The organism is Microbacterium sp. M1A1_1b, assembly GCF_053345565.1.
Genome location: NZ_JBKFAJ010000003.1, coordinates 233,625 through 258,215, shown reverse-complemented (window position 1 = coordinate 258,215; position 24,591 = coordinate 233,625). Strand labels below are relative to the sequence as shown.

Annotated in this window: 27 protein-coding genes; 15 read left to right on the top strand and 12 right to left on the bottom strand. The window is 71.7% G+C overall.

Going from position 1 to position 24,591, the window contains the following annotated elements; all coding sequences use genetic code 11:
- Positions 1-4 precede the first annotated feature (4 nt).
- Positions 5-325, top strand: a complete 321-nt coding sequence (locus ACLBWP_RS09790) for a hypothetical protein (RefSeq protein WP_447655021.1) — start codon at positions 5-7, stop codon at positions 323-325.
- A gap of 326 nt (positions 326-651) precedes the next feature.
- Here ACLBWP_RS09790 and lepB read toward each other — a convergent pair whose 3' ends face one another.
- On the bottom strand, positions 652-1,272 hold the full coding sequence (lepB, locus tag ACLBWP_RS09785; protein ID WP_447655020.1) for a signal peptidase I: 621 nt from the start codon (positions 1,270-1,272) through the stop codon (positions 652-654).
- Complete coding sequence (locus ACLBWP_RS09780) at positions 1,269-1,793, bottom strand: hypothetical protein (protein ID WP_447655019.1); 525 nt, start codon at positions 1,791-1,793, stop codon at positions 1,269-1,271. The genes lepB and ACLBWP_RS09780 overlap by 4 nt, the downstream gene beginning before the upstream one ends.
- 75 nt (positions 1,794-1,868) lie before the next feature.
- Between ACLBWP_RS09780 and ACLBWP_RS09775 the strand changes: the two genes are divergently transcribed.
- From ACLBWP_RS09775 to ACLBWP_RS09765, 3 genes are all read left to right on the top strand, one after another.
- The gene (locus ACLBWP_RS09775; protein ID WP_447655018.1) at positions 1,869-2,663 is read left to right on the top strand and encodes an SDR family oxidoreductase; all 795 of its coding nucleotides are present in this window, start codon (positions 1,869-1,871) and stop codon (positions 2,661-2,663) included.
- A gap of 46 nt (positions 2,664-2,709) precedes the next feature.
- Positions 2,710-3,579 (top strand): VOC family protein, encoded by an 870-nt coding sequence (locus ACLBWP_RS09770; RefSeq protein ID WP_447655017.1) that lies wholly within the window; start codon positions 2,710-2,712, stop codon positions 3,577-3,579.
- Between the two features lie 153 nt (positions 3,580-3,732).
- Positions 3,733-4,299, top strand: a complete 567-nt coding sequence (locus ACLBWP_RS09765) for a GNAT family N-acetyltransferase (RefSeq protein WP_447655016.1) — start codon at positions 3,733-3,735, stop codon at positions 4,297-4,299.
- A gap of 198 nt (positions 4,300-4,497) precedes the next feature.
- Here ACLBWP_RS09765 and ACLBWP_RS09760 read toward each other — a convergent pair whose 3' ends face one another.
- Both ACLBWP_RS09760 and ACLBWP_RS09755 read right to left on the bottom strand, forming a co-directional pair.
- Entirely contained in the window at positions 4,498-6,027 is a 1,530-nt protein-coding gene (locus ACLBWP_RS09760; RefSeq protein ID WP_447655015.1) for a catalase, read from the bottom strand.
- A 126-nt stretch (positions 6,028-6,153) separates the two neighbouring features.
- On the bottom strand, positions 6,154-6,600 hold the full coding sequence (locus ACLBWP_RS09755) for a Fur family transcriptional regulator (protein ID WP_447655014.1): 447 nt from the start codon (positions 6,598-6,600) through the stop codon (positions 6,154-6,156).
- Positions 6,601-6,756: 156 nt separating this feature from the next.
- Here ACLBWP_RS09755 and ACLBWP_RS09750 point away from each other — a divergent pair, with 156 nt between their 5' ends.
- The gene (locus ACLBWP_RS09750) at positions 6,757-8,049 is read left to right on the top strand and encodes an acyltransferase family protein (protein WP_447655013.1); all 1,293 of its coding nucleotides are present in this window, start codon (positions 6,757-6,759) and stop codon (positions 8,047-8,049) included.
- 161 nt (positions 8,050-8,210) lie between these two features.
- Positions 8,211-9,029, top strand: a complete 819-nt coding sequence (locus tag ACLBWP_RS09745) for a cytochrome c oxidase assembly protein (RefSeq protein ID WP_447655012.1) — start codon at positions 8,211-8,213, stop codon at positions 9,027-9,029.
- Between the two features lie 295 nt (positions 9,030-9,324).
- On the opposite strand, the gene ACLBWP_RS09740 is transcribed toward ACLBWP_RS09745, so the two are convergent.
- Positions 9,325-10,968 carry a DHA2 family efflux MFS transporter permease subunit gene (locus ACLBWP_RS09740; protein ID WP_447655011.1) on the bottom strand — a complete coding sequence of 548 codons (1,644 nt, stop codon included), beginning with the start codon at positions 10,966-10,968 and terminating at the stop codon, positions 9,325-9,327.
- Positions 10,969-11,015: 47 nt separating this feature from the next.
- Positions 11,016-11,573 carry a PadR family transcriptional regulator gene (locus ACLBWP_RS09735; RefSeq protein WP_447655010.1) on the bottom strand — a complete coding sequence of 186 codons (558 nt, stop codon included), beginning with the start codon at positions 11,571-11,573 and terminating at the stop codon, positions 11,016-11,018.
- Positions 11,574-11,730: 157 nt separating this feature from the next.
- Here ACLBWP_RS09735 and purS point away from each other — a divergent pair, with 157 nt between their 5' ends.
- Genes purS through ACLBWP_RS09715 form a run of 4 tightly spaced genes read left to right on the top strand, consistent with a single transcriptional unit; the run spans position 11,731 to position 16,078 of the window.
- Positions 11,731-11,994, top strand: coding sequence for a phosphoribosylformylglycinamidine synthase subunit PurS (purS, locus tag ACLBWP_RS09730; protein WP_056123105.1), 264 nt, complete (start codon positions 11,731-11,733; stop codon positions 11,992-11,994).
- 5 nt (positions 11,995-11,999) lie between these two features.
- Positions 12,000-12,695, top strand: a complete 696-nt coding sequence (gene purQ / locus ACLBWP_RS09725) for a phosphoribosylformylglycinamidine synthase subunit PurQ (protein ID WP_243562428.1) — start codon at positions 12,000-12,002, stop codon at positions 12,693-12,695.
- Between the two features lie 59 nt (positions 12,696-12,754).
- Complete coding sequence (gene purL / locus ACLBWP_RS09720) at positions 12,755-15,136, top strand: phosphoribosylformylglycinamidine synthase subunit PurL (protein WP_447655136.1); 2,382 nt, start codon at positions 12,755-12,757, stop codon at positions 15,134-15,136.
- Positions 15,137-15,148: 12 nt separating this feature from the next.
- A complete protein-coding gene (locus ACLBWP_RS09715; protein ID WP_447655009.1) occupies positions 15,149-16,078 on the top strand; it encodes an NAD(P)-dependent oxidoreductase in 930 nt (309 codons plus the stop codon).
- Positions 16,079-16,096: 18 nt separating this feature from the next.
- On the opposite strand, the gene ACLBWP_RS09710 is transcribed toward ACLBWP_RS09715, so the two are convergent.
- Together ACLBWP_RS09710 and ACLBWP_RS09705 are read right to left on the bottom strand one after the other, a co-directional pair.
- Complete coding sequence (locus ACLBWP_RS09710) at positions 16,097-17,224, bottom strand: lactonase family protein (RefSeq protein WP_447655008.1); 1,128 nt, start codon at positions 17,222-17,224, stop codon at positions 16,097-16,099.
- A complete protein-coding gene (locus ACLBWP_RS09705; protein WP_243562402.1) occupies positions 17,221-17,526 on the bottom strand; it encodes a chorismate mutase in 306 nt (101 codons plus the stop codon). The genes ACLBWP_RS09710 and ACLBWP_RS09705 overlap by 4 nt, the downstream gene beginning before the upstream one ends.
- 31 nt (positions 17,527-17,557) lie before the next feature.
- Here ACLBWP_RS09705 and ACLBWP_RS09700 point away from each other — a divergent pair, with 31 nt between their 5' ends.
- Positions 17,558-17,962, top strand: a complete 405-nt coding sequence (locus tag ACLBWP_RS09700; RefSeq protein ID WP_447655007.1) for a DUF1304 domain-containing protein — start codon at positions 17,558-17,560, stop codon at positions 17,960-17,962.
- Between the two features lie 136 nt (positions 17,963-18,098).
- Here the strand turns inward: ACLBWP_RS09700 and ACLBWP_RS09695 are convergent, their stop codons facing one another.
- On the bottom strand, positions 18,099-19,112 hold the full coding sequence (locus ACLBWP_RS09695; protein WP_447655006.1) for an iron-siderophore ABC transporter substrate-binding protein: 1,014 nt from the start codon (positions 19,110-19,112) through the stop codon (positions 18,099-18,101).
- Between the two features lie 58 nt (positions 19,113-19,170).
- Here ACLBWP_RS09695 and ACLBWP_RS09690 point away from each other — a divergent pair, with 58 nt between their 5' ends.
- The gene (locus ACLBWP_RS09690; protein ID WP_447655005.1) at positions 19,171-20,055 is read left to right on the top strand and encodes a shikimate dehydrogenase family protein; all 885 of its coding nucleotides are present in this window, start codon (positions 19,171-19,173) and stop codon (positions 20,053-20,055) included.
- A gap of 35 nt (positions 20,056-20,090) precedes the next feature.
- Here ACLBWP_RS09690 and ACLBWP_RS09685 read toward each other — a convergent pair whose 3' ends face one another.
- Genes ACLBWP_RS09685 through ACLBWP_RS09675 form a run of 3 tightly spaced genes read right to left on the bottom strand, consistent with a single transcriptional unit; the run spans position 20,091 to position 21,890 of the window.
- Positions 20,091-21,056 (bottom strand): SDR family NAD(P)-dependent oxidoreductase, encoded by a 966-nt coding sequence (locus tag ACLBWP_RS09685; protein ID WP_447655004.1) that lies wholly within the window; start codon positions 21,054-21,056, stop codon positions 20,091-20,093.
- Positions 21,057-21,064: 8 nt separating this feature from the next.
- On the bottom strand, positions 21,065-21,451 hold the full coding sequence (locus ACLBWP_RS09680) for a YchJ family protein (protein WP_447655003.1): 387 nt from the start codon (positions 21,449-21,451) through the stop codon (positions 21,065-21,067).
- A 13-nt stretch (positions 21,452-21,464) separates the two neighbouring features.
- Entirely contained in the window at positions 21,465-21,890 is a 426-nt protein-coding gene (locus ACLBWP_RS09675; RefSeq protein WP_447655002.1) for an organic hydroperoxide resistance protein, read from the bottom strand.
- A 121-nt stretch (positions 21,891-22,011) separates the two neighbouring features.
- On the opposite strand from ACLBWP_RS09675, the gene ACLBWP_RS09670 reads away from it, so the two are divergent.
- The 3 genes from ACLBWP_RS09670 to ACLBWP_RS09660 all read left to right on the top strand — a co-directional run bounded on the left by ACLBWP_RS09670 (position 22,012) and on the right by ACLBWP_RS09660 (position 24,551).
- Positions 22,012-22,692 carry a hypothetical protein gene (locus ACLBWP_RS09670; protein ID WP_447655001.1) on the top strand — a complete coding sequence of 227 codons (681 nt, stop codon included), beginning with the start codon at positions 22,012-22,014 and terminating at the stop codon, positions 22,690-22,692.
- A 5-nt stretch (positions 22,693-22,697) separates the two neighbouring features.
- On the top strand, positions 22,698-23,288 hold the full coding sequence (locus ACLBWP_RS09665) for a hypothetical protein (protein ID WP_447655000.1): 591 nt from the start codon (positions 22,698-22,700) through the stop codon (positions 23,286-23,288).
- A gap of 489 nt (positions 23,289-23,777) precedes the next feature.
- Entirely contained in the window at positions 23,778-24,551 is a 774-nt protein-coding gene (locus ACLBWP_RS09660; RefSeq protein ID WP_447654999.1) for an SOS response-associated peptidase, read from the top strand.
- The last annotated feature ends 40 nt before the right edge of the window (positions 24,552-24,591 follow it).

Sequence of the window (24,591 nt, the reverse complement as noted above, 5' to 3'; positions counted from 1 at the left end):
CGGGGTGTTCCGTCGCCCCGCCACCGTCCTGATCGTCGGGCTCGCTGCCGCCCTGGTGCTGACCGGCTGCAAGGCCGAGGACTCGACCGGTCGCGTGACCGTGTCCGTCTCGCCGAACGAGGCCGAGCACGCCTACATGGTCGAGGTCCTGGTGCCGAACGGCCGGACCGCGGCGCACCAGAAGGCGTTCCCCGGCGACCGGCTCGAGTTCGCCGGCATCGCGGTGGGCAAGGTCCGCGTCCGCGCCGACGACCTGTGCACGCAGACGACGACCGTGCTGAGCGGGCAGGTCACCGACGTCACGCTGTCCTCCTCGGGCTGCTGAGCAGCGCGGGGGCGGGGCGCGGGGCGGCGCTTCGGGTCGGCGCTTCGCGCACCGTGCTCGGCTGGCGGCTCGTGCCCGCCTGACGGCCCCGTGCGCGGTTGTTCCGCCGCACCACCCGGCCAACCCCGCACCACGCAGCGCCCGCCCCGCAACCCCGCACCGTGCTCGGCTGGCAGCCCGTGCCCGCCTGACCGCCCCGTGCGCGGTTGTTCCGCCGCACCACCCGGCCAACGCCGCACCACGCAGAGCCCGCCCGCCCCGCCCCGTCACCCGCACCACGCAGCGCCCGCCCGGCCCCGTCACCCGCGGCGTGCGCGCGGCCGCGCTCAGGGCGCCGGCACCCCGTCCCACTCGTCGCCGTACCGCGACAGCACCGACCACCGGCCGGCCGGCCACGTGATGACGAACGCCCGGCCGACCACGTCCGCCTCGGGCACCGTCCCGTGGACCCGCGAGTCCGCCGAGTCGTACCGGTTGTCCCCCATCACCCAGAGCGCGCCGGCGGGCACCGTCACGGAGAAGTCGTCCCGCACCACCCGGTCGGACCCCCGCGAGAGCACCACGTAGGGCTCGTCGACCGCGTGGCCGTTCACCGACAGCCGGCCCTGGGCGTTGCAGCACGCCACGGTGTCGCCCGGCAGGCCGATGACCCGCTTCACCAGGTCGTCGCCCATGCCCGGTCCGAGCCACCCGCCCGGGTCGCGGAACACGATCACGTCGCCTCGACGGAGTGGTGCGACCCTCGGCACGAGCTCGTTCACCAGCACCCGGTCGTTGATCATCAGCGTGTTCTCCATCGACCCGCTCGGGATCCAGAACGACCGCACCAGGTACGCCTTCACCAGGAACGAGGCCAGCAGCGCTGCGACGACGATGATCACCAGGTCGCGCAGGAACGTCGAGCGGCGCTTCGGTGTCGGTGCTGGTGTCGGTGCTGTCTCGCTCAATGCGTCAACACCACCTTCACGAGCCCGATGACGAACGCGACCGCTGCCAGCGCGATCCCACCCCACAGCGCTCCGAACGTCGGCCGCTGTCCGCTGAACCGCTGCATGAAGACGCCGACCAGGCCGATGCGGACGACCAGGATGACGAGCGCCGCGGTCTGCGCCCAGGTGCCCGGGATCCACCCCGCCCACGCCACCGCGTACAGGACGGCGGGGATGAGCCCCGAGGTGGCGATCGGGTTGGCGTTCCGCGCGATCGTCGCGAACGACTCGCGGCGGGCGTCGTCGGACGTCTCGTCGGCACCGACGCCGTGGGCTACCAGGTGCGACAGCACGTGCGCCGCGTAGGTCAGCACCGCCGTCGCGAGCACGGCCCACACCGCCGAACCGTCCTCGATCGCGTGCGGGTCCACGGCAATCGCGGCGGCGAGCACGGTGATGTTGCCGTACACGTACGACGACAGCCGGTCGCGCACGTGCTCGACGGAGAGGTCGCCCGGAGCGGGGCGGGAACGGGCCATCTGCCCATCCTGCCCCTGTGCCAGGCTGGACGGGTCGCCGCACCGTCGCGGCGGTCCGGACAGGAGGCCCGTCACATGACCCAAGCACCCCGCACGTCGCGCAGACCGCTGGCCCTGGTGACCGGGGTCGGCCGGCGGGCCGGCATCGGTGCCGCGATCGCGGCGCGGCTGGCGACGGACGGCTGGGACCTGGCCCTGTCGTGGTGGAGCCTGTACGACGAGCGGGTGCACGGTGCGGCCGATCCGGACGGCATCGACGCCGTCGTCGCCGGGTGCGAGCACGCGGGTGCACGGGTGTCGCGCCTCCCGGTCGACCTGGCGGACCCGGAACAGGCGGCCGCGCTCGTCGGCCGAGCCGAGCAGCAGGCGGGCGCCCCGGTGACCGCGATCGTGATGTCGCACTGCGAGTCAGTGGCCTCGGACTTCGCCTCGACCACGCTCGAGTCGTTCGACCGGCATCTGGCGGTGAACGTCCGCGCACCGTTCCTGCTCGTGCAGGCGTACGCGGCACGGCTCCGGGCCGGGGCGGACGCGCCGATCGACCGCCGCCGGGTCGTCGCGCTGACCAGTGACCACGTCGGGTTCAACCTGCCGTACGGCACGAGCAAGGGCGCCCTCGACCGGCTGGTCATCGGTGCCGCGCAGGAGCTCGGCGACGTCCGGGTGAGCGCGAACCTGGTCAGCCCGGGGCCGAACGACACCGGGTGGATGACCGACCAGATCCGGCAGTCCGCGGCCGAACAGACACCGCTCGGCCGGCCGTCGCTGCCCGCGGACACCGCTGCGCTCGTCGGGTTCCTGCTCGGGTCGGATGGCGGCTGGGTGAACGGGCAGCTGCTCAAGTCGGACGGCGGGTTCAGCGCCCGCTGAGACCGATTTGGTTGACGCGTCAACCAAATCGGCGCACACTGGTCCGATGCACACGCAGGACCTCCTCGCCGCCGACACCGGGATGGGCGCCGTCACCCTCCGGGTCGCCGACCTCGACCGGATGATCGCCTACTACCGGGACGGCATCCGGCTCAGCCTGCTCTCGAACGCCGGCGGAGTCGCCGTGCTCGGTCGCGGCACGACACCGATCGTGATCCTGGAACACGCCCCCACGATGCAGCACGCCGGCGCGCACGAGGCCGGCCTGTTCCACACCGCGATCCTGTTCGACACCCGCGCCGACCTGGCCGCCGCCCTGTACTCGGTCGCCACGCAGTACCCGCAGACCTTCACCGGCAGCGCCGACCACCTGGTCAGCAACGCCTTCTACTTCAGCGACCCCGAGGGCAACGGCGTCGAGCTGTACTGGGACCGGGACCGCACCGAGTGGTCGTGGACGCACGGCATGGTCGACATGGCCACGATCTTCGTCGACCCGAACCAGTTCCTGCAGGAGCACCTGACCGAGTCCGCGCTGTCCGGTGCCGCGGCACGGCCGGGTCGCATCGGGCACGTGCACCTGTCCGTCGGCGACGTGGCCTCGGCGAAGGCGTTCTACGTGGACCAGCTCGGCTTCGCGACGACCGCGGGCTGGGGTGAGGCCCTGTTCGTCAGCGCCGGCGGGTACCACCACCACATGGCGATGAACACGTGGAACTCCCGTGGCGCCGGGCGTCGGCAGCTCGCACTCGGCCTGGGCCTCGTGCGCATCGAGGTGCCGGGGACGGACGATCTCGGCGCGCTGGTCGCCCGGATGCACGACACCGGGGTGCAGACCGCGGACGACGGGCGGACCGTGGCGTTCGAGGACCCGTGGGCGAACCGCATCGAGGTGACGGCGCCCGGTCGCGGGTAGCGCCGGCCGCGCGTCGGCCGCGGGCCGCGGGCCGCTCGCCGAGTCTCGGCTCCGCGGACATCCTGCGCCGTCCGCGGCCCGCAAGATGTCCGCATGGCCGAGACTCGGCCATGCGGGGATCCGGCCGCGGCGCCACCCGGGCAGGATGGACCCATGAGCGACGACATCCGGTGGGAGGTGGTCGAGGAGAGCACGCTGAGCCTCCCCGACCACGAGGCGATCGCGGCGATGCTGGGGCAGGCGTTCCCGGACTGGTCGCACTGGTACGTGGGCGGTCGGAGCTGGTCCGGCATGCAACCCGAGCGCCGGGTGATCGCCCGCGATGCCGACGGTGTCGTCCTGGCCCACGTCGGGATCCGCCGGATGTTCATCGGCGTCGGCGGGCAGGACGTCCTGATCGGCGACACCGGACTGGTCGCCGTCGCACCGCGGATGCAGGGCACCGGCATCGGCCGCGAGCTGATGACCCGCACGCAGACAGTCCTCGAAGGACTCCGCGTGCCCTACGGGTTCCTCGGCACCGGCGAGGCGACCGTGCCGTTCTACGTCCGCATGGGATGGCACCTGATGGACGACGCCGTCACCACGTTCAGCGCCTTCACCGCCGAGGGCGCCGGCGTCTCCGAGACCGAGCAGGGCGGCTGGCTGATCCTGCCGGTCACCGACAGGGTCGAGGACTGGCCGTCTGGTCCGATCTGGCTGAACGCGCAACAGGTCTAGGCCGAGGACTGGACGCGCTGATCAGACCTGGACCGATCTGGCTGAACGCGCAACAGGTCTAGGCCGAGGACTGGACGCGCTGATCAGACCTGGCCCGATCTGACTGAACGGCCAGCAGGTCTGACACGCCCCCACATGACGGACGGGAAGCGCGGTGCCAGCTGGCACCGCGCCTCCAGTCCGTTCTGGGGATGGGGTCTAGACCTCGACCGCCACCTTCTCCGGGTCCTCGTTCGAACCCGGCGCGCTCGGCACGACTGCGGCGCGCACGCGCGCACCCAGGTCGGCGTCGACGGCGGTCCAGTACGCGAAGACCCGCTCGCGCAGGTCGTCGCGCGTCACCTTCGAGACGTGCCCGGCGATGTTGCCGACAAGTCGCTCGCGGGCGGCGTCGTCCAGGACCTCGCGCACCAGGGTGCCGGCCTGGCCGAAGTCGTCGTCCTCGGGGTGGAGCGTCGCAGCCGCACGCTGCAGCGCGCCGTCGGACTCCCAGCCGGGGACGTCGTCCGTGGCGGTGGCGTCGGCGTGGGCACCGCCGAGCGAGTTCGGCGCGTACACCGGCACCTCGGCCTGCTGGAAGTCGAAGCGCATCGCGCCGTCCTTCGAGTACGAGTGCACCTGGTTCTTCGGGGCGTTCACCGGCAGCTGCGCGTGGTTCGTGCCGACACGGTAGCGGTGGGCGTCCGCGTAGCTGAAGATGCGCGCCAGGAGCATCTTGTCCGGGCTCGCCGCGATGCCGGGCACGAAGTTCGACGGCGCGAAGGTGGCCTGCTCGATCTGCGCGAAGTAGTTCTCCGGGTTGCGGTTGAGCTCCATCGTGCCGACCTCGATGAGCGGGTAGTCCGCGTGCGGCCACACCTTCGTCAGGTCGAACGGGTTGAAGCGGTAGCTGGCGGCGTCCTCGTACGGCATGACCTGCACCTTGAGGGTCCAGCGCGGGTGGTCGCCGCGGTCGATCGCCTCGCGCAGGTCGCGGATGTGGAAGTCCGCGTCCTCGCCGGCGATGCGGTCGGCGTCCTGCTGCGTCAGGGTCTCGTGGCCCTGCTCGGTGATGAAGTGGTACTTGACCCAGAAGCGCTCGCCCTCGGCGTTGATCCACTGGTAGGTGTGCGAGCTGAAGCCGTCCATGTGGCGCCAGCTCGACGGCAGGCCGCGGTCGCCCATCAGCCAGGTGACCTGGTGCGCCGACTCGGGCGACAGGGTCCAGAAGTCCCACTGCATGTCGTGGTCGCGCAGGTGCGAGCCGGGCAGGCGCTTCTGCGAGCGGATGAAGTCCGGGAACTTGATGCCGTCGCGGATGAAGAACACCGGGGTGTTGTTGCCGACCAGGTCGTAGTTGCCCTCGGACGTGTAGAACTTCAGCGCGAAGCCGCGGGGGTCGCGCCAGGTGTCCGGGGAGCCCTGCTCGCCGGCGACGCTCGAGAAGCGCGCGAGCATCTCGGTCTGCTGCCCGGGCTGCAGGAACGCGGCGCGGGTGTAACGGCTGACGTCCTGCGTGACGGTGAAGGTGCCGAACGCGCCGCCGCCCTTGGCGTGCACGACGCGCTCCGGGACCCGCTCGCGGTTGAACTGGGCGAGCTTCTCGACCAGGTAGTGGTCGTGCAGGGCGAGGGGCCCGTCGGCGCCCACACCCATCGAGTGCTGGTCGCTCGACACGGGAGCGCCGCTGTTGGTCGTGGTGACGGGGGCGCCAGCGGGGCGGTCGTCGGTCGTGTTCTGGTCGGACACGGTTCCTCCTTGGGTGGAACGGTTGGTTCGGTCAGGGTGGTTCGGGGTGGCGTCAGGCAGGCCAGGCGCGGGTGCGCGGGGCGGGGCGGTCCGCGGCGGCGCTGGTGCTGCGCCGCCGTCAGCCGGTCAGGCCGTCGGCACGGCGTCCGTGTCGTCGCGTTCGGCCGCGGCGCACTGCTCGCAGATCCCCCAGTACGTGACCTCGGCAGTGGTGACGGCGAAACCATGGGTCTCGGACGGGGTCAGGCACGGCGCGTGCCCGACGGCGCAGTCGACGTCTTGGATGGCGCCGCACAGGGTGCAGACGACGTGGTGGTGGTTGTCGCCGGTGCGTCGCTCGTAGCGAGCCGGGCTGCCGGCGGGCTCGATCCGTCGTACGAGGCCGACCCCGGTCAGCGCTGCCAGGACCCCGTACACCGCCTGGTGACTGGTGGTGGGGAGTTCAGCGGCGAGCGCGGTGACGATGTCGTCGGCCGTGGCGTGCGGCATGGTCTCGGTCGCCCGCAGCACCGCCAGACGCGGGGTCGTCACCCGGAGGCCCGCAGTGCGGAGCAGCGTGGCGTCGACGTCCATGACTCCCCCTTCTTTTGCAACATTCAAGACAAGCATGACCTTACACGACATGGCGTGACGGGATGCATTCCCGTACCGGAATACAATGTGTCACGGTTCGGTCGCGATCGGCTGGACAGCGCCTGGGAACCGCCGACCGCCCGGTAGCGTCACGCCATGTCCACTCAGCAGGCGCAGACCAGCGTGGACGTCCGGGGGATCATCGCGCAGCGAGACCTGGTCGTCGACCTCATCCGGACGGCGTGCGTCGTCCTCGTCGTCGTCGTGCACGTCACGATGGTCGGGATCGCCGCCGACGACGCCGGCATCCGCGTCACCAGTCCCCTGCAGCAGGCGGACTGGTACGTGCCGGCCACCTGGGTCGGGCAGGTGATGCCGCTGTTCTTCGTGGTCGGCGGGTTCGCCAGCGCCGTCGGGTGGCGCAGCACCGTGGCCCGCGGCGGGGGCGCCCGCGACTGGACCGCAACCCGGCTGGTGCGGTTGTTCCGCCCGGCGGTCCCGCTGCTGGTCGTGCTCGCGCTGGGGCTCGGGGTCGCCACGGCCCTGGGCACACCGGCCGACCTGCTGGCGACCGTGGCGTTCGGCATCGGGTCGCCGCTGTGGTTCCTCGCCGCCTACGGCATCACCCAGTGCTGCGTGCCGCTGATGGCACGCCTGCACGCCCGCGCTCCGTGGCGCACCCTGGGCGCACTCCTGCTGCTGGCGGGCGTGGTCGACGCGGTCCGCCTGTCCACCGGGGTCGCCGACGTCGGGCTGCTCAACCTCGGCCCCGTGTGGCTGTTCGCGCAGCAGCTCGGGTTCCTGTGGGCGGACGGCTGGTTCCGGCAGCGCTCGCGCGCACTGCTCGCCGTCGTCGCCGTCCTGACGTACGCGGTCACCATCGCGATCACGCTCGTCGGGCTCTGGTCGCCGGACATGCTGCAGGACCTCAACCCGCCGATGCTCCCGCTGGCCCTGCTCGCCGTGGCACAGGTGTGCCTGGTGCAGGTCGTGCACGCGCCGCTCACCCGGCTCATGCGCACCCGTGCGGCGCAGGGCGTCGTGTTCCTGCTCGGCCGCGACGGCATGACGATCTACCTGTGGCACCTGCCCCTGTTCATCGCTCTCAACGGCATCGCGCTGTTCATCGGCATCCCGTTCCCGGCGCCCGGTTCGGCGACGTGGTGGGCGACCCGGGCCGTGGCCGTGGTGGTGGTGCTCGCGACGGCGTTGGCGGTGGCGCGGGGGCTGCGCTGGTTCGACCGGCCGCTCCCCCGCCTGGTCCCCGGCGCCGACCGTCCCGCCTGGCCCGTCGTCGCCGTCGCGGTCCTGTGCACGGTCGGCCCGGCGTTCGTCGTGATGCAGCTGCACCTGTCGCTCGGGGTCGCGCTCCTGGGTGCGGTACTGGTCCCGATCGGGGTCTGGCTGCTGTCCCGGACGGTCCCGGCGGCGGGCGTCACGCGGATCTGAACCCGTTCTCACCGGATCGGCTCCGGCTCCGAGCGGCATCGGTCCCCCGCGGGCCGAGGATGGTCCTGCAGCGCGCCCACACCGTGTGATCCAGGAGGCCCACCACGCCGTCACCGTCCGAGTTCTGGAGCATCTGGCACCTCGATCCGCTCGCGGTCGTCATGATCGTGGTCGCGGCGGTCGCGTACGGCTGGTGGGTCGTCGGGGCCCACCGCCGCCGAGCCACGTGGCCCTGGTGGCGCACGCTGTCGTTCGTCGGCGCGCTGGCGCTGTTCGGCGTGCTGCAGTTCGGGATCGTCGGTGTGTACGACCAGACGCTGCGGTGGGCGTTCGTGCTGCGGCTGGCACTGCTGTTCTTCGCGGTGCCCACGTTCGCCGCGATCGGCGCCCCGATCGCGCTGCTCCGGACAGGAGGCCCCGCCCGCCTGGCCGACGCGGCCACCGCGGTCATGCGGTCGCGTCCGGTGCGTGTGCTCGGCACCGCGATCGTCTCGCCCCTGGTCGCGCTGACGCTGTTCTGCCTGCTGCTGACACCCCTGTCGGCGACGATCCGCGAGTCCCCGGTGTGGGCCGTCGCGATCACGGTCCTGGTGCCGGTGCTCGGGTTCGGGCTGCTCGCGCCGCTGTCCGAACCGGGGCTGCTGCGGTCGTCGACGTTCGTCACGGCGGAGTTCCTGCTGGCCTTCGTGGAGCTCATGCTCGACGCGATCCCCGGCATCGTGCTGCGCATCACGAACCACGTGCTCGACGGGGCGACCGTGATGGCCTCGGGTCCCGCGTGGTTCCCGTCGCCGCTGCGCGACCAGCACCTGGCGGGCGACCTGCTGTGGTTCATCGCCGAGGTCGCGGACATCCCCGTGCTGATCTCGCTGTTCGTACGGTGGCAGCGGACCGACCGCCGCGAGGCCCGCGCCGTCGATGCCCTGTCCGACGACGAGATGGACGCGCTGACCCGCGAGCACCTGCAGCGCCGCCGCTGACCCCGGGTGCCGTCGGGCGCGAGCGGGCCCGTCGCCTTCGCGCCGACGTGTCGCCTTCGGGCCGAACTGTCGCCTTCGCGAAAGCGACAGAGCGCTGCCGACTGTTCGCGCCGAACTGTCGCTTCGGCGGAGGAGCCGGGCGGCCGACTCGTGAAAGCGACAGAACGCGCCCGACTGTTCGCGCCGAACTGTCGCTTACGCGTAAGCGACAGAACGCCGCCGGGCTGTTCGCGCGCGCAAACACACGACGACGCCCCCGGCCGCGGGTGCGGTCGGGGGCGTACGGGCGTGCGGGCTACTCGGCGCCGGAGTGGCGGCCGTGGTGGTCGACCACGGCGAGTTCCTCTTCGGGCGAGGTGGGCGCGGGCGCTGCGGCGTGGGCTCCGTGCCCGGCGGGGGCCGCGGGGCCGTCGGCAGGGGCGCCGGGCTGGGTCGCGACGGACCCGGTCTGGCTCCAGGCGACGGTCTGCTTCGGCTTCGCCAGGAACAGCGCCGCGACGATCGCGACGACCAGCACCAAGGCCGGCAGCACGAGCGACTGACCCATCGCCGTGGCGAACGGCTGCTGCAGGAACGCGGGGAGTGCGCCGACCTGCTGCTCGGCGCCGCCGGTGGACGTGCCACCCGACTGTGCCGGGAAGTTCGCCGTGATGCGGGACTCGATCAGCGCCGCGATGCCCGCGGAGCCCAGCACGGCACCGATCTGCCGGGTGGTGTTGTAGACACCCGAACCGGCACCGGCGAGCTTCGGCGGCAGGTTGCGCGTCGCCGAGACGGACAGCGGGCCCCACATGCAGGCGTTGGCGAGACCGAGGAGCGCGCTCGGCAGGAGCGTCCAGCCCCAGTCGGCGCCCGACGACAGCAGCGCACCGAACCAGAACAGGCCACCCGAGAAGCAGGCGAGACCGAACGCGGCGACCCAGCGGGGGTTCCACACGGTGAGCTTCTTGCCGACGAGCGGCGAGAGCCCGGCGGCGATGACGGCCTGCGGCACGAGCAGCAGTGCGGCCTGGGTGGGCGAGAAGCGCAGGACGTCCTGGGCCCAGAGCATGATCGGCAGCGCGAAGGACGAGATCGCCACGCCGACGGCCGTGATCGCGATGTTGGCCAGCGTGAAGTTGCGGTCCTTGAACAGGCCGAGGGGCAGCAGCGGCTCACCCTTCTGGACGCCCTGCCACACCACGAAGGCGACGAGCACGACGATGCCGGTGATGATGAGCGACCAGACCGAGATGACGCCGGTGATGACGCCCCAGTCGTACGTCTCGCCCTCTTGGATGCCGAAGACGAGCAGGAAGAGCCCGACGGCGCTCAGGACGATGCCGAGCACGTCGAAGCGGTGGCCGTGGCGCTCGAACGACGGCACGAAGCGCTGGGCGAGGACGAACGCGACGACACCCACGGGCACGTTGACGAAGAAGATCCACTCCCAGCCGAAGCCGTCGACGAGCAGGCCGCCGAGGATCGGGCCGACGAGCGAGGCGACGCCGGCGACGGCACCCCACAGGCCCATCGCGGCGCCGCGGTTCTGCGGCGGGAAGATGCGCGTGATGACGGCCATGGTCTGCGGCGTCATCATCGCGGCGCCGAGACCCTGCACGACGCGGGCGATGATCAGGGTCTCGATCGAGCCGGAGAACCCGCACCACAGGCTGGCGAGCGTGAAGACCACGAGCCCGATCTGGTACATGACCTTGGGGCCGAAGCGGTCACCCAGTCGGCCGGTGATCAGCAGCGGGACGGCGTACGCCAACAGGTAGGCGCTGGTCACCCAGATCACGCTGTTGATGTCGGCGTCGAGTTTCTGGGCGATGGTCGGGGTGGCCACGGAGACGATCGTGGAGTCGACCAGGATCATGAAGAACCCGACGACCAGGGCCCAGAGGGCTGGCCACGGCTTCTTCTCGGTGGTCGCGGGGGGCGACGAGACAGCAGTCATCGAGTGTGTTTCCTTGCTGGTGGTGTGGATGTGTTCGTCAGGACCGGTCAGGTCCAGGGGACGGCACCGTCGGCGATGCGGGCCGTCGTGGCACGGAGCCACTCGATCTGTGCGCGCAGCATGGCATGGACGTACGACACGTCCAGCCAGTACCGCTCGGGCAGGTCCTTCATGAGGACGACCCGACGGATCGTCTCGGCCTCGGCGAGCTGGGTCTCGAGCGCACGGGTCCGTGCACTGAGTGCGTCGAGGGCATCGGCCGCGGGCAGGTTCTCGATCTCGGACACCGCGAGGTGGAAGACCGGGTACTCCTCGGCAGGCTGGCTGAGCAGCACGAGCAGGCGTTCCCGCAGGGCGGCCCGACCGGCTTCGGTGATCGCGTAGGTCGTGCGCTCGGGCCGGTTGCCCTCGCGATCGGTGCCCACGACCTCGGCGTACCCGAGCTCCACGAGGCGCCCCACCTGGTGGTACAGCGTGCCGGGCCGGACCTTGACGTTCCGGTTGTCACGGCGGTGCACCATCGTCTGGAACATCTCGTACGGGTGGGTCGGCCCCTCGTTCAGGAGCCCGAGCGCGGCGAACGCGAGCGGCGTGAGTTCCGGCACCGGGCCTCCTGTCAGGGTCGGATCGAACTGGTCGAGGTGGACTATTCGACTTGGAATATACCGGACGGACCAGTTCTCCACAACCGGCCGCAGCAGTCGCTGCGCGGCATCTAGACTCGTGGTGTCCCCAACCGACCCACCGTGCTGGAGTGAACACGTGCCAACGATCGTCGTCGAGGTCATGCCGAAGGCCGAGATCCTCGACCCCCAGGGCAAGGCGGTGGGCAACGCCCTCGCCCGCCTCGGCAAGAACGACCTGACCAACGTCCGCATCGGAAAGCGGTTCGAGGTGACCGTCGACGGCCCCGTCGACGACGCCAAGCTCGCCGAGGTCCGCGAGATCGCCGCGGACATCTTCTCCAACGCCGTGATCGAAGACGTGGTCTCGGTCAGCGTCGCCGAGCACAGCAGCGCCGAGTGACCGCGATGCGCATCGGCGTCATCACGTTCCCCGGTTCGCTCGACGACCGTGACGCCCAGCGCGCGGTCCGTCTCGCCGGAGCCGAGCCCGTCGCGCTCTGGCACGGCGAGCACGACCTGCAGGGCGTCGACGCCATCGTGCTGCCCGGCGGGTTCTCGTACGGCGACTACCTGCGCGCCGGAGCCATCGCCGCCAAGGCCCCGATCATGGCCGAGGTCATCGACGCCGCCGGCAAGGGCATGCCCGTGCTCGGCATCTGCAACGGCTTCCAGATGCTCGCCGAAGCCCGTCTGGTCCCCGGCGCCCACACCCGCAACGCGCACCAGCAGTTCATCCGGCGCGACCAGAAGCTGCGCGTCGAGAACACCGGCACGGCATGGACCTCCGGCTTCAGCGCCCAGCAGGAGATCACGATCCCGCTCAAGAACGCCGACGGCCGGTTCGTCGCCGACGCCGACGAGATCAAGCGCATCGAGGACAACGGCCAGGTCGTGTTCCGCTACGTCGGCGTGAACCCGAACGGGTCCATCGACGACATCGCCGGCGTGTCCAACGAGCGCGGCAACGTCGTCGGCCTGATGCCGCACCCCGAGCACGCGACCGAGCCCGGCTTCGGCCCGGACACCCCCGCGGCGATGGCCTCCGGCACGGACGGCCTGACCTTCTTCACCTCCGTGATCGCGTCGACGCTCGTCACGTGACCGAGCCGACCGACCCGACCGACGTGACCGACTCCACTGCAGCAGGGAACGACAACACCGTGACGACCCACGTGCGCCCCAAGCCCGACACCGTGCAGGACGCGGCGACGACCCCCGACAAGGACCAGCCGTACGAGGCCCTCGGGCTCAAGGCCGACGAGTACGCCAAGATCCGCGAGATCCTGGGCCGCCGCCCCACCTCGGGTGAGCTGGCGATGTACTCGGTCATGTGGTCCGAGCACTGCTCGTACAAGTCGAGCAAGAACTACCTGCGGCAGTTCGGCAAGAAGGTCACGCCGGAGATGACCAAGGACCTGATGGTCGGCATGGGCGAGAACGCCGGCGTCGTCGACGTCGGCAACGGCTGGGCCGTGACCTTCAAGGTCGAGTCGCACAACCACCCCTCGTACGTCGAGCCGTACCAGGGTGCGGCCACGGGTGTCGGCGGCATCGTCCGCGACATCATCTCGATGGGTGCTCGTCCGGTCGCCGTGATGGACCAGCTGCGCTTCGGCGCGATCGACCACGAGGACACGGCGCGCGTCGTGCACGGGGTCGTCGGCGGCATCTCGTTCTACGGCAACTGCCTGGGCCTGCCGAACATCGGCGGCGAGACCTACTTCGACCCGGTGTACCAGGGCAACCCGCTGGTCAACGCGCTGGCGGTCGGCGTCCTGCGGCACGAGGACCTGCACCTGGCGAACGCCTCGGGTGCGGGCAACAAGGTCGTGCTGTTCGGCGCCCGCACCGGTGGCGACGGCATCGGCGGGGCGTCGATCCTGGCGTCCGACACCTTCACCGAGGGCGGCCCGACCAAGCGTCCCGCCGTGCAGGTCGGCGACCCCTTCGCCGAGAAGGTCCTGATCGAGTGCTGCCTCGAGCTGTTCCAGAAGGACCTGGTCGAGGGCATCCAGGACCTCGGCGCCGCGGGCATCTCGTGCGCCACGTCCGAACTCGCCAGCAACGGCGACGGCGGCATGCACATCTCGCTCGACGACGTCCTGCTGCGCGACCCCACGCTCACCGCCGAAGAGATCCTGATGTCGGAGAGCCAGGAGCGCATGATGGCGGTCGTCCGCCCCGACAAGCTCGACGCGTTCCTGCAGGTCGTCGGCAAGTGGGAGGTCGAGACCAGCGTGCTGGGCGAGGTCACCGGCACCGGCCGTCTCGTCATCGACTGGCAGGGCCAGGAGATCGTGAACGTCGACCCGCGCACCGTCGCCGTCGACGGCCCCGTGTACGACCGCCCGGTCGCCTACCCGACGTGGATCGACGCGCTGCAGGCCGACAGCGCCGACTCGCTCGACCGTCCCGAGACGGGTCCGGCACTCAAGGCCCAGTTCCTGCAGCTGCTCGGATCACCGAACCTGGCGTCGAAGGACTGGGTCACGAACCAGTACGACACCTACGTGCTCGGCAACACCGCGCTCGCGTTCCCCGACGACGGCGGCATGATCCGCATCGACGAGGAGACCGGCCTGGGCGTGACGATCGCCACCGACGCCAACGGTCGCTACTGCCAGCTCGACCCCAAGCAGGGTGCTCGTCTGGCGCTGGCCGAGGCGTACCGCAACGTCGCCGTCACCGGGGCGATCCCGGCCGCGGTGACCGACTGCCTGAACTTCGGCTCGCCGGAGAACCCCGAGGTCATGTGGCAGTTCTCGCAGGCGGTCGAGGGACTGGCCGACGGCTGCATGGAGCTCGGCATCCCCGTCACGGGCGGCAACGTGTCGTTCTACAACCAGACCGGTTCGACGCCGATCCACCCCACCCCAGTGGTCGGCGTGCTCGGGGTCATCGACGACGTCGCCAAGCGCGTGCCCTCGGGCTGGCAGGACGACGGCCACAACATCTACCTGCTCGGCACGACCGACCTCGAGCTCGACGGTTCGGCATGGGCCGGCACGGTGCACGGGCACCTGGGCGGTCGCCCGCCCAAGGTCGACCTGGCGCGCGAGAAGGAGCTCGGCTCGCTGCTGGCCGCAGCCACCGACGAGCAGCTGCTCAGCAGCGCACACGACCTGGCGGACGGCGGCCTGGGTCAGGCACTCGCCGAGTCGGTCCTGCGCTTCCGGGTCGGCGCGCGCGTGGTCCTCGACGAGCTGCAGGAACGCGACGGCATCGACCTGGCCACGGCCCTGTTCTCGGAGTCGACTGCCCGGGTCATCGTCACCGTCCGCCGCGAGGACGACGTGCGGTTCCAGGGCCTGTGCAACGGCCGGGGCTTCCCGGTGCTGCGCATCGGCGTGACCGACGGCCACTCGCAGGCGCTCGAGGTCCAGGGCGCGTTCGAGGTCTCGGTCGACGAGCTCCGCGGCACGCACGGCGCGACCCTGCCGAGCCGCTTCGGTGACGTCATCCAAGAGACCGTGACCGAGGGTGTCCTGGGCCGCGGGCCACTGGCGTCCGACGGCACCTTCTCGCCCCGCACGGACAGCTGAGCGGCCCGCACCGTGTCCGCCGACCTCCTCGTCACGCTGCCCTTCGCCGAGCTCGTCGACCGCTTCGGCCCCGTGCCGGACGGCATCGAGCTCGGCGTTTGGGACGTCGGATCTCCCCACGAGCGTCCGGACGACGTCGCGATCACGATGCTGCCGTTCTACTTCCAGGGTCGGCACCGGTGGCAGTACGTCCACGACCTGCCGAACCTGCAGCTGCTGCAGCTGCCGAGCGCCGGCTACGAGCACGCCGTGCCGCACGTCCCCGGGCACGCACAGCTGGCGAACGGCCGGGGCATCCACGACGACGAGACCGCCGAGCTCGCCGTGGGCCTGGCCCTCACGGCGCTGCGGGAGATCGGGCAGTTCCAGATCGACCGGACGAACGGCGTCTGGGACGTCCGCACGACCCGCTCGTTGGCGGACCGTCGGGTCACGGTGGTGGGTTACGGCGCGATCGGCAGCGCCATCGCGACCCGGTTCGAGGCCTTCAGGACCGACGTGACCGTCGTCGCCCGGACGGCGCGCGAGCAGGACGGCCGCCACGTGCACGCGTTCGGCGAGCTGCCCGAACTCGCCCGCACCACGCACGTGCTGGTGCTCATCGCTCCCCTCACCGACGAGACCGACCACCTGGTCGACGCCGCGCTGTTGGCGGCGCTGCCCGACGGTGCCCTCGTGGTGAACGTCGCCCGGGGTCGGGTCGTCGACACCGACGCCCTGGTCGCCGAACTGCAGCGCGGACGGCTGTCGGCGGGGCTGGACGTGACCGACCCCGAGCCGCTGCCGGCCGGGCACCCGCTCTGGACGACACCGAACACCGTGCTCACGCCACACGTCGGGGGCAACACCGACCTGAGCGTGCCGCGGTCGATCGAACTGATGCGCCGACAGGTCTCGGCGCTGGCCGCTGGTCGCGCGTTCGAGAACCTGATCGAGTTCTGACCCGGCGCCGGACCAGGTCTACGAGAGCGGCACCACGCAGGTGGGCGTACCGACGGCGATCTGTCCGACGGGCTCCCCCGGCATCCCGTCGTCCCCGACGGGCAGCACTGCCACGGCGTCGGACCGCTCGTTCGCGACCAGCAGGAACCCGGGCACGCGGGCGAAGTGCCGCGGCCAGGTGCCTCCGCACGGAACAGCGCCCACGAAGGTCAGCCCGCCGTCGGCCGCGTCGAGCACGGCGATCTCGTCACGACCCCGGACGGCGACGACCACGCGACCGGCGTCGACGACCTCGATGTGGCTGAGCAGCGAGTCGCCCGGCACGACCGAGCCCGTCCCCGCTGATGCGACGGTCCGGAACGATCCACCCTCGTCTCGCCGCAGCCGGTGCACCTGGCCGTCGAGCTCGCCGGCGACGAACAGGTCGCCGTCGAACCACGCCATGTGCCGCGGGCCCGCTCCCGGCGCGACGTGGTGCACCCGCACCGACGACAGCCCGACGGACGACGAACCAGAACCAGAGCCAGAACCAGAACCGGACCCCGAACCAGACCCAGAACCAGAACCCGACCCCGAACCAGAACCAGACCCAGACCCAGACACCGCGAACTCGTGCAGCGCGTCCCCGCCCAGGTCCGCCACCAGGATCGTGCCCTCGGGCGTCGCGATCGACTGGTGCGCGTGCGGCCCGTCCTGCCGGTCCGGATCGGGTCCGGTAACGTCGGGCAGCACCACGGTCGCGCCAGGACCAGCAGCACCGGCACCAGCACCAGCACCAGCACCAGCACCAGCAGCGCCTGCACCGTCGAGCCCCACCGCGGTCACGGTCCCGGACGTGTAGTTCGTCAGCACGAGCGCGCCCGCGGCGTCGACCCGCACGTGGCACGGCGCGTCCCCACCGGCGGGTGCGTCCCACAGGTGCTCGAGCGCCGAGCCGTTCCGACGGAAGGCACTGACGCTGCCGTCGACGACCTCGGACACGGCGTACACGCGGTCACCCGCGACGGCAAGGAACGACGGGTCGTCCATCACGGCCACGGTCGATGCGACACCGTCCTGCACCAGCGAGATCCCGGTCGCGTTCCCACCCCCGGTCGCGGTGTAGGACCCGACGAAGAACGACGGCACCGCAGCGCCCTCGCTCACGCCTCGGCCCCGGCGATCTGCTCGTGGTGGTGGATGACCTCGGCGACGATGAAGTTCAGGAACTTCTCCGCGAACGCCGGGTCCAGGTGCGACTCCGCCGCCAGGGACCGCAGCCGCGTCACCTGGATCTGCTCACGCGCCGGGTCGGCCGCGGGCATGCCGGCGCTGGCCTTGAGGTACCCCACCCGCTGCGTGTACTTGAAGCGTTCCGCGAGCATGTGGATCACCGCGGCGTCGATGTTGTCGATGCTCTGGCGGATGCTCCGCAGTTCCGACACGGCAGCTTCGTCGTACTCGCTCATGGCCCGAGCCTAACGGTGGGAGGATGGTCCCATGTCGGCGCTCCTCGTCCTGTCCACCGTGTTCGCGATCCTCGCCGGGCTGCTGCACGTCTACATCTTCTTCATGGAGTCGATCGCCTGGACCAGCCCGCGCGTGCGCAAGACGTTCGGCATCGCCTCGGACGCCGAGGCACGCGCCACCCAGGGCCTCGCCTTCAACCAGGGCTTCTACAACCTGTTCCTGGCGATCGGCGCGTTCCTGGGTGTCGTCCTGGCCTACGCGGGCAACGGCGCGACCGGCTGGACCCTGGTCGTGTTCGCCACCGCGAGCATGCTCGGTGCCGCCGTGGTGCTCGCCGGCACCGGCCGCCGCTACTTCAGCACGGCGCTCATCCAGGGCGGCTTCCCGCTGATCGCCCTGCTCTTCGCGCTGATCGGCTCGACGATCGGGGGCTGAACCGCCCCACCAGCGCACGCCCGCCAGGGCGCGCGCACCAGGCAACGGCCAGGAGGCCCGGCGCACCCCCGGCGGACCGCAACCGGTCCGTGGGTGGTGATCCGGGCCTCCTGGCCGTTCAGCTGGTCTGGTCGGCTCAGCCGAGCTTCGCCGCGAACTGGTCGGGCAGACGCTTGAGCGCCCACTCGATCGCGGCGGTGGTGCCCATCGAGAAGGCGGACGAGACGTCCTTGTCGTCGACGACGATGTCGTGGCCGGCCTGCACGGACGGCACCTTCTGGAACAGCGGGTCTGCCTCGGCCTTGGAGGCCTCGACGTAGATCGGCAGGATCACGGTCAGGTCGGCGTCCAGCAGGTCGAGGTTCTCGTTCGACAGCGACACCGAGAACTGCTTGCCGGCTTCTTGGTCGATCTTCTTCGGGATCGTGAAGCCGAGCTGCTGCATGAACTGCGCGCGGCTGTCGGCCGAGGCGTAGGCGCCGAAGCCCTCGGACGTGTAGGCGCCGATGACGGCCGTCTTGCCCTGGAACTCGGGGTGGGCCTTGCGTGCTGCGGCGTAGGCCGTGTCGACGCCGTCGAGCAGCTTCTTGCCCTGGTCGACCTTGCCGAGCGCCTTCGCGATCATCGTGGTCTGCTGCTTGGTCGTCGCCAGGTAGTTCGCGCCGCCCTTCGGGATCGCCACGGTGGGCGCGATCGCCGAGAGCTTGCTGTAGCGGTCCTTGTCGCCCGAGGACTTGACGTCGAGGATCAGGTCCGGCTTGAGCTTGAGGATGTCTTCGTAGCTGGGCTCGAGCGTGTTGATGATCTTCGGCGACTTCGTGTAGGCGTCCTTGAGCCACGGACCGACGCCGTCGCCGCCGAACGCCAGCCAGTCGCTGGCACCGACGGGCTGCACGCCGAGTTCGAGGGCCGTCTCGGCGTCACCCCAGCCGAGGGCGACGACGCGCTTGGGCTGCGACTCGATCGTCGTGGTGCCGAGGCCGGTCGTGATGGAGACGGGGAAGGCACCGTCGCCGCTGGAGGACGGGTTCGACTGGGCGGTCGTCGAGCCGGCGGAGCAGCCGGCCAGGACGAGCGACGCGGCCACGACGGCGCCGGCTGCTGCGAGCACGCGGCGCAGGCGCTGCTTGGGGAGGGAGGTTCGGATCACGGAAGTAAGGCTACCCTAAGCGCCTGACGCTGATCCGGGCTGACTATGCTCGCTGACCGTGACCCCCACCTGGCGCGACCCGGACCGCACCGCGCTGGCCGTGCTCGGCTCGCCGATCGCGCACTCGCTCTCCCCCACGCTGCACCTGGCCGCGTACCAGGAGCTCGGCGTCCCGTTCACGTACGGACGGCACGAGGTGGCCTCGGGCGGGCTCGACGCCTTCATCGCGGGACTGGGACCCGCGCAGGCCGGGTACCGCGGACTCAGCCTGACGATGCCGCTGAAGCGCGAGGTGCTGCCGCTGCTCGACCGCACGACGCCGCTGGTCGACGAGCTCGGGGTCGCGAACACCCTGGCGTTCCGCAGCGTCGGCGACGGAGTCGAGCGGTCGGGCGCGAACACCGACGTCGAGGGCATCGTGCGGCCCGTGGCAGCGCTCGGGCACGTCCCTGGCCAGGCCACGATCCTGGGCGGGGGCGCCACGGCAGCCAGTGCCCTGATGGCGTCGCTGCGGCTCGGCGCCTCGCTGGTCCGGGTGTTCGTGCGCGACACCGGCCGCGCGGGCGACCTGGTCACGCTCGCGACGCGGCTCGGCATCACGCTCGAGGTGCACCCGCTGACCGAGCTGGTGCAGGCCGGCCCGCTGGGGTTCGTCGTGTCGACGCTGCCCGGGGGCGCGGCCGACGACCTGCCCCTGACCCCGAGCGGCCCCGACGCGGTGCTGTTCGACGTGGCGTACGAGCCGTGGCCGACGGCGGTTGCCCGGCGGTGGTCGACTGCCGGGGGTCGGGTGCTGAACGGCCTGGACATGCTGACCGAACAGGCCATCGGGCAGATCCGGTTCTTCCTGACGGGGGACGACGACGAGCTGCTGCCGGACGAGGCCGCCGTGCGCCGGGCGATGCGGCACGCGGTGCGGCTGCCGGAGACGATCGTCGGGTAGCGGGCCCGCGGAGCGCAGTGCTCGGCGCTCAGTGCTCAGCGCCGGGTGCGTGCCTCGGCGTCGAGCAGCGCGACGGACACGTCCCACAGGCGATCGGCGTCGTGGGTGTCGAGCGCCCAGGGCAGCACCCCGTACAGGCCGTCCTGCACGGCATCGACCACGGCGGACTCGTGGCAGTCCTCGAAGTACTTCCCCGTGACGTCGGCGAGCTCCGGCGCCGTGGCCAGCAGCACGGACGTGGCCGCTCCCTGCGCCGGGGTCTTCACGAGGTCGGCCGCGGCGACCTTCGTCGCCGCCAGGACGTCCGGGTCCCAGTGTTTCTGCAGCCCGGTCCAGATGCCGCCGGGCATGCAGGAGTTCGCGGTGATGCCGTCGTCCGCCCAGCGCAGCCCGACCCCGACGGCGAACAGGGCGTTCGCGGTCTTCGACTGGGCGTACGCCATGCCCGGGTCGTAGGCGCGGCGACGGAAGAACAGGTCGTCGAACACGACGGGCGACGAGCCGTGCCCGCTCGACGACACGGCGACGATCCGGGCGTCGCCGGCCGCGGTCAGGGCGCCGTGCAGCCCGAGCGCCAGGGCGAAGTGCCCCAGGTGGTTGGTGGCGAACTGCGACTCCCAGCCAGCAGGCGTGTAGCTCTCGGGGGAGTCCATCACCCCGGCGTTGGCGATGAGCATGTGGAGCGGACTGTCCCATGCGGCGACGAACGCGTCGACCGAGGCCGGGCGGTCCAGGTGCAGCGCGACGACCGCGGGCGCCGGTCGACCGGTGGTGCTCGCGATGTCCTCGGCGACACGGTGTCCGGCGTCGGTGTCGCGGACCGCCATGGTCACCGTCGCGCCGGCTCCGGCGAGCGCCCGGGCCGTCTCGACGCCGATGCCCGAAGCCGCTCCGGTGACGATCGCGGTGCGGCCGGTCAGGTCGATGCCGTCCACCACCTGGGCGGCCGTGGTGCGGGCGCCGAACGTGGTGAGGTCGCGGGTGGGACGGGAGTCGGGCATGGTGCTCCTCAGGACGCCACGACCCCGTCCAGGTAGAACCAGCGGCCCTGCTCGCGGACGAAGTCGCTCGTCTCCTCGAGCGTGCCACGGTCGGTGTCGGTCCGCCACCACGCGCGGAAGGCGACCGTGCCCCGCGAGTCGAACGGGCCTCCCGCCTGGGTCGCGGTGATGTCGAGCCGGGTCCAGCGCTGGTCGGGGTCGAGTTCGAGCGTGGCCGGTCGGGTGCTCGGGTGCCACGAGCGCAGCAGGTACTCGGGCAGCCCGAGCGCGAACGCCGAGAACCGGGAGCGCATGAGCCGTTCGGCGGTGGGTGCTGCGGCCCCGGCGTGCAGGGGGCCGCAGCACTCGCCGTAGGGGTTGCCGCTCAGGCAGGGGCAGCGCGACGCGGGGTCCACGTGGACCAGCGTGTCAGTCGACCAGGGACAGCGTGACGGTGATGTTGCCGCGGGTGGCGTTGGAGTAGGGGCAGATCTCGTGCGCCCGCTCGGCGGCGCGCTGCCGCTTCGCCTGCTCGACGTTGGGCATGTACACGTCGAGCTCGACCGCCAGGCCGAAGCCGCCGCTGCCGTTCCCACCGATGCCGACCTCGGCGGAGACCTCGGCGCCGGTGGTGTCGACCTCGAGCTCCTTGCCCGCGGCGTGCAGCGCGCCGAGGAAGCACGCGGCGTACCCGGCGGCGAAGAGCTGCTCGGGGTTGGTGCCCTCGCCGCTGCCGCCCATCTCCTTCGGCGGACGGGTGTCGAGGTCCAGGCGGTCGTCCTCGCTGCGGACGTGGCCGTCGCGGCCACCCCCGGAGGCGTGGGCGACGGCGGTGTAGACGATGTCGAGACTCATGGCAGCAGGTGAGCGCCCCTGCCTGGACGATCGCTGATCCGGCCCGCCGCCGTGCGGTGCCGGGTGTGCGCGGTCGAGACCAGCCGGGCGTGTCCGGCGGCCGGCCGAGTAGGAACGAAGCATGTACTTCCTCGGCTGGCGCGTGTTCCGCGACGAGTTCAGCCACGCCGTCCCCGCGGCACGTCGGCGATGGTCGGCGGTCGTCGGTGCCCTGGTTGCGGTGGGGGCAGCGCTGGTCCTGGTCGGTGTCGGGCTCGTCACGCCGTGGCCGGACCTGGGCAGCGCCGCAGGACTGGTCGGTGTCGTGATGCTCGCGCTCGCGGTCGGCGTGCTCGGCGCCGCACTCGTCCCCCTCCGCCCCACCGGCCCGGACGGCGCACGCCTGTACTGGTCCGGAGCCATGACCCAGGCGCGGGACGGCGTCGAGCAGTACTTCCGCCGCGGTGGCGCGCCGACGATCGACCCCGCCGACCGCGACGACGTGCTGCGGGATGCAGCGGTCATCCGCGCCGGGATGGTGCCCGAGGTGTACCGCGGGCTGCTCCTGCTGGTGGTCGTCGTGCTGGGCACCGTCGCGGTCGTCCTGCTCGAGGTGCCCGCCCGGATCGTGCTCTGGGTCGCGCTGATCGCCGTGGTCCGCACCGTGACGAACGTGATCCGCCTCGGCAGGGTCGAACGCGCACGTGCCCTCGCCGAGCTCCTGCCGGACGCACCGCCCCGCGCCGCGAGCACCTCCGTGCGCCCGGGACGTCCGAGCACCCGTTCAGGGTCGAAGCTCGGCCTGCCGGGCGAGGACAGGTAGCGCCCGTGCTGCGACTCGGTTGGCAGACGTACTGGCAGCAGGTCGGCGACGCGGTGTCCCCGGCTCGCGTGCGCCGCGCGTTCGGAGTGGCGCTCGCGGCGATGGCGGTCGCCGCGGCCGGGATGACCGTGTTCGAGCTCGGCCGGCACTGGACCGGACTGCGGCCCGGTGGCGCCACGGTCATCGTGCTGCTGCTGGCGCTCGGGGTCGGTCTGGTCGCGTTCGCGTGCTGTCCTCTGTCGGGGCGGTCCGAGCCCGTCGCGACGATCAACGGCCGGCAGGTCCGCCCCGACACGGCCCGCACCGTCCGGTCGTCGATCCAGCGCTACCTGGCGGTCCGGCCACCGGCGATCGCGCCCGAGGACCGCGAGGCCGTCCTGATCGACACCGCGCTGTACCGCCGCGGCGTCATCGTGGACCTGACGCGGAGAACGGCACTCGTCGCCGGCGGGGTGCTGGCGGCGATCAGCTTCGCGGTCGTCGGGTCCGCGCACGTGTGGCCGGTGCTCATGCTCGTCTACGCCGGCAACCTGCCCTCGATGCTGACGCGCCTGGGCCGTGCCGAGCGCGCCCGCCGCGAGGCCGCATCCCTCTGACGAGACTCGGCCCCGCGGACCCCGCACGGCATCCCGACGGCGCAACCTGTCCGCACCACCGAGTCTCGCCGCCCCGCACCGCTTGGCCCCGCTGGCCTCGCCCCGCCGACCCCACCCCGCCGCCGCGAGTGCCGGGCCAGGGCACGGACCTGATCCCTCGGGGCACAGAGCCGCCCCCGGACCCGGACGGGTTCCCAATGCGCGATGGCCGATCTGGTCCGCGATCCCCGGGTTCCACCGACCAGATCGGCCAACCCGCAGGACGAACCACGGCGCACCGCCGCCGCTCGCCACTCGCCACTCGCCTCAACGAGACTCGGCCCCGCGGACACCTTGCGGCGTCCGGCCGGCGCGAACTGTCCGCTGCGCCGAGACTCGGCACGCGCGGCGGCACGCGCACGGGCTCGCGCACGGGCACGCGCGGCGGCACGGCACGGGCACGCGCCGCGGCACGGCACGGGCGTCGGTGGGACGGGGCACACTGGGCGCATGTGTGGCCGCTTCGTCGTCTCCGACACCACCGCCGACCTGCTTCCGGAGCTCCTGGCCGAGCTCGCCTCGGGGACCGAACACGTCGACCCGGACTCCGGCGAGGTGCATGCCGGCCTGGCCCCGAGCTGGAACGTCGCACCGACTGACCCCGTGTACGCCGTCCGGCAGCGTCACGGCGAGCGCGAACTCCCGCGCATCAGCTGGGGCTTCGTGCCGACCTGGGCGAAGGACTTCGCGAAGCAGCGCCCGAAGCCGATCAACGCCCGCATCGAGACCGTGGCCACGAGCGGCATGTTCAAGCGGGCCTTCCTGACGAACCGGTGCATCGTCCCGGCGCAGGGCTACTACGAGTGGGTCGTGCGCGAGGACGGCAAGGAACCCCACTTCGTGCACGAACCCGGCGGGGCGCTCGCGATGGCCGGCGTCGTGAGTGCCTGGCCCGACCCGACCAAGCCCGAGGACGACCCCGACAAGTGGAAGCTCTCGCTGGCGATCATCACGCGGGACGCCCACGTCGCTCCGGGCGAGGTGCACGACCGGATGCCGGCGTTCCTGACTCCCGACGGCTACGACGACTGGCTGGGCGGTGAGCTTGCGGCCGACGATCTGCTGGCGCTGCTGGACCACGAGTCGCTCGAGGTCGCAGCAGGTCTGACGCAGTACGAGGTCGCCCGCACCGTCAACAGCGTCCGGAACGACGGCCCGCAGCTGATCGAACCGGTGGACCCGTCCGGCGCAACCCCGCAGCCCGGCACCGACACGCTCTTCTGACGCGACCTGCCCCCGCCCCCGCGGGCCACCGACACGGACA

Bases quoted from the DNA above. Each gene is read 5' to 3' on its own strand.
- ACLBWP_RS09780 (WP_447655019.1), bottom strand. From the start codon at position 1,793: ATGGCCCGTTCCCGCCCCGCTCCGGGCGACCTCTCCGTCGAGCACGTG.
- ACLBWP_RS09775 (WP_447655018.1), top strand. From the start codon at position 1,869: ATGACCCAAGCACCCCGCACGTCGCGCAGACCGCTGGCCCTGGTGACC.
- ACLBWP_RS09770 (WP_447655017.1), top strand. From the start codon at position 2,710: ATGCACACGCAGGACCTCCTCGCCGCCGACACCGGGATGGGCGCCGTC.
- ACLBWP_RS09765 (WP_447655016.1), top strand. From the start codon at position 3,733: ATGAGCGACGACATCCGGTGGGAGGTGGTCGAGGAGAGCACGCTGAGC.
- ACLBWP_RS09755 (WP_447655014.1), bottom strand. From the start codon at position 6,600: ATGGACGTCGACGCCACGCTGCTCCGCACTGCGGGCCTCCGGGTGACG.
- ACLBWP_RS09750 (WP_447655013.1), top strand. From the start codon at position 6,757: ATGTCCACTCAGCAGGCGCAGACCAGCGTGGACGTCCGGGGGATCATC.
- ACLBWP_RS09745 (WP_447655012.1), top strand. From the start codon at position 8,211: ATGATCGTGGTCGCGGCGGTCGCGTACGGCTGGTGGGTCGTCGGGGCC.
- ACLBWP_RS09740 (WP_447655011.1), bottom strand. From the start codon at position 10,968: ATGACTGCTGTCTCGTCGCCCCCCGCGACCACCGAGAAGAAGCCGTGG.
- purQ (WP_243562428.1), top strand. From the start codon at position 12,000: ATGCGCATCGGCGTCATCACGTTCCCCGGTTCGCTCGACGACCGTGAC.
- ACLBWP_RS09705 (WP_243562402.1), bottom strand. From the start codon at position 17,526: ATGAGCGAGTACGACGAAGCTGCCGTGTCGGAACTGCGGAGCATCCGC.
- ACLBWP_RS09700 (WP_447655007.1), top strand. From the start codon at position 17,558: ATGTCGGCGCTCCTCGTCCTGTCCACCGTGTTCGCGATCCTCGCCGGG.
- ACLBWP_RS09685 (WP_447655004.1), bottom strand. From the start codon at position 21,056: ATGCCCGACTCCCGTCCCACCCGCGACCTCACCACGTTCGGCGCCCGC.
- ACLBWP_RS09675 (WP_447655002.1), bottom strand. From the start codon at position 21,890: ATGAGTCTCGACATCGTCTACACCGCCGTCGCCCACGCCTCCGGGGGT.
- ACLBWP_RS09670 (WP_447655001.1), top strand. From the start codon at position 22,012: ATGTACTTCCTCGGCTGGCGCGTGTTCCGCGACGAGTTCAGCCACGCC.
- ACLBWP_RS09660 (WP_447654999.1), top strand. From the start codon at position 23,778: ATGTGTGGCCGCTTCGTCGTCTCCGACACCACCGCCGACCTGCTTCCG.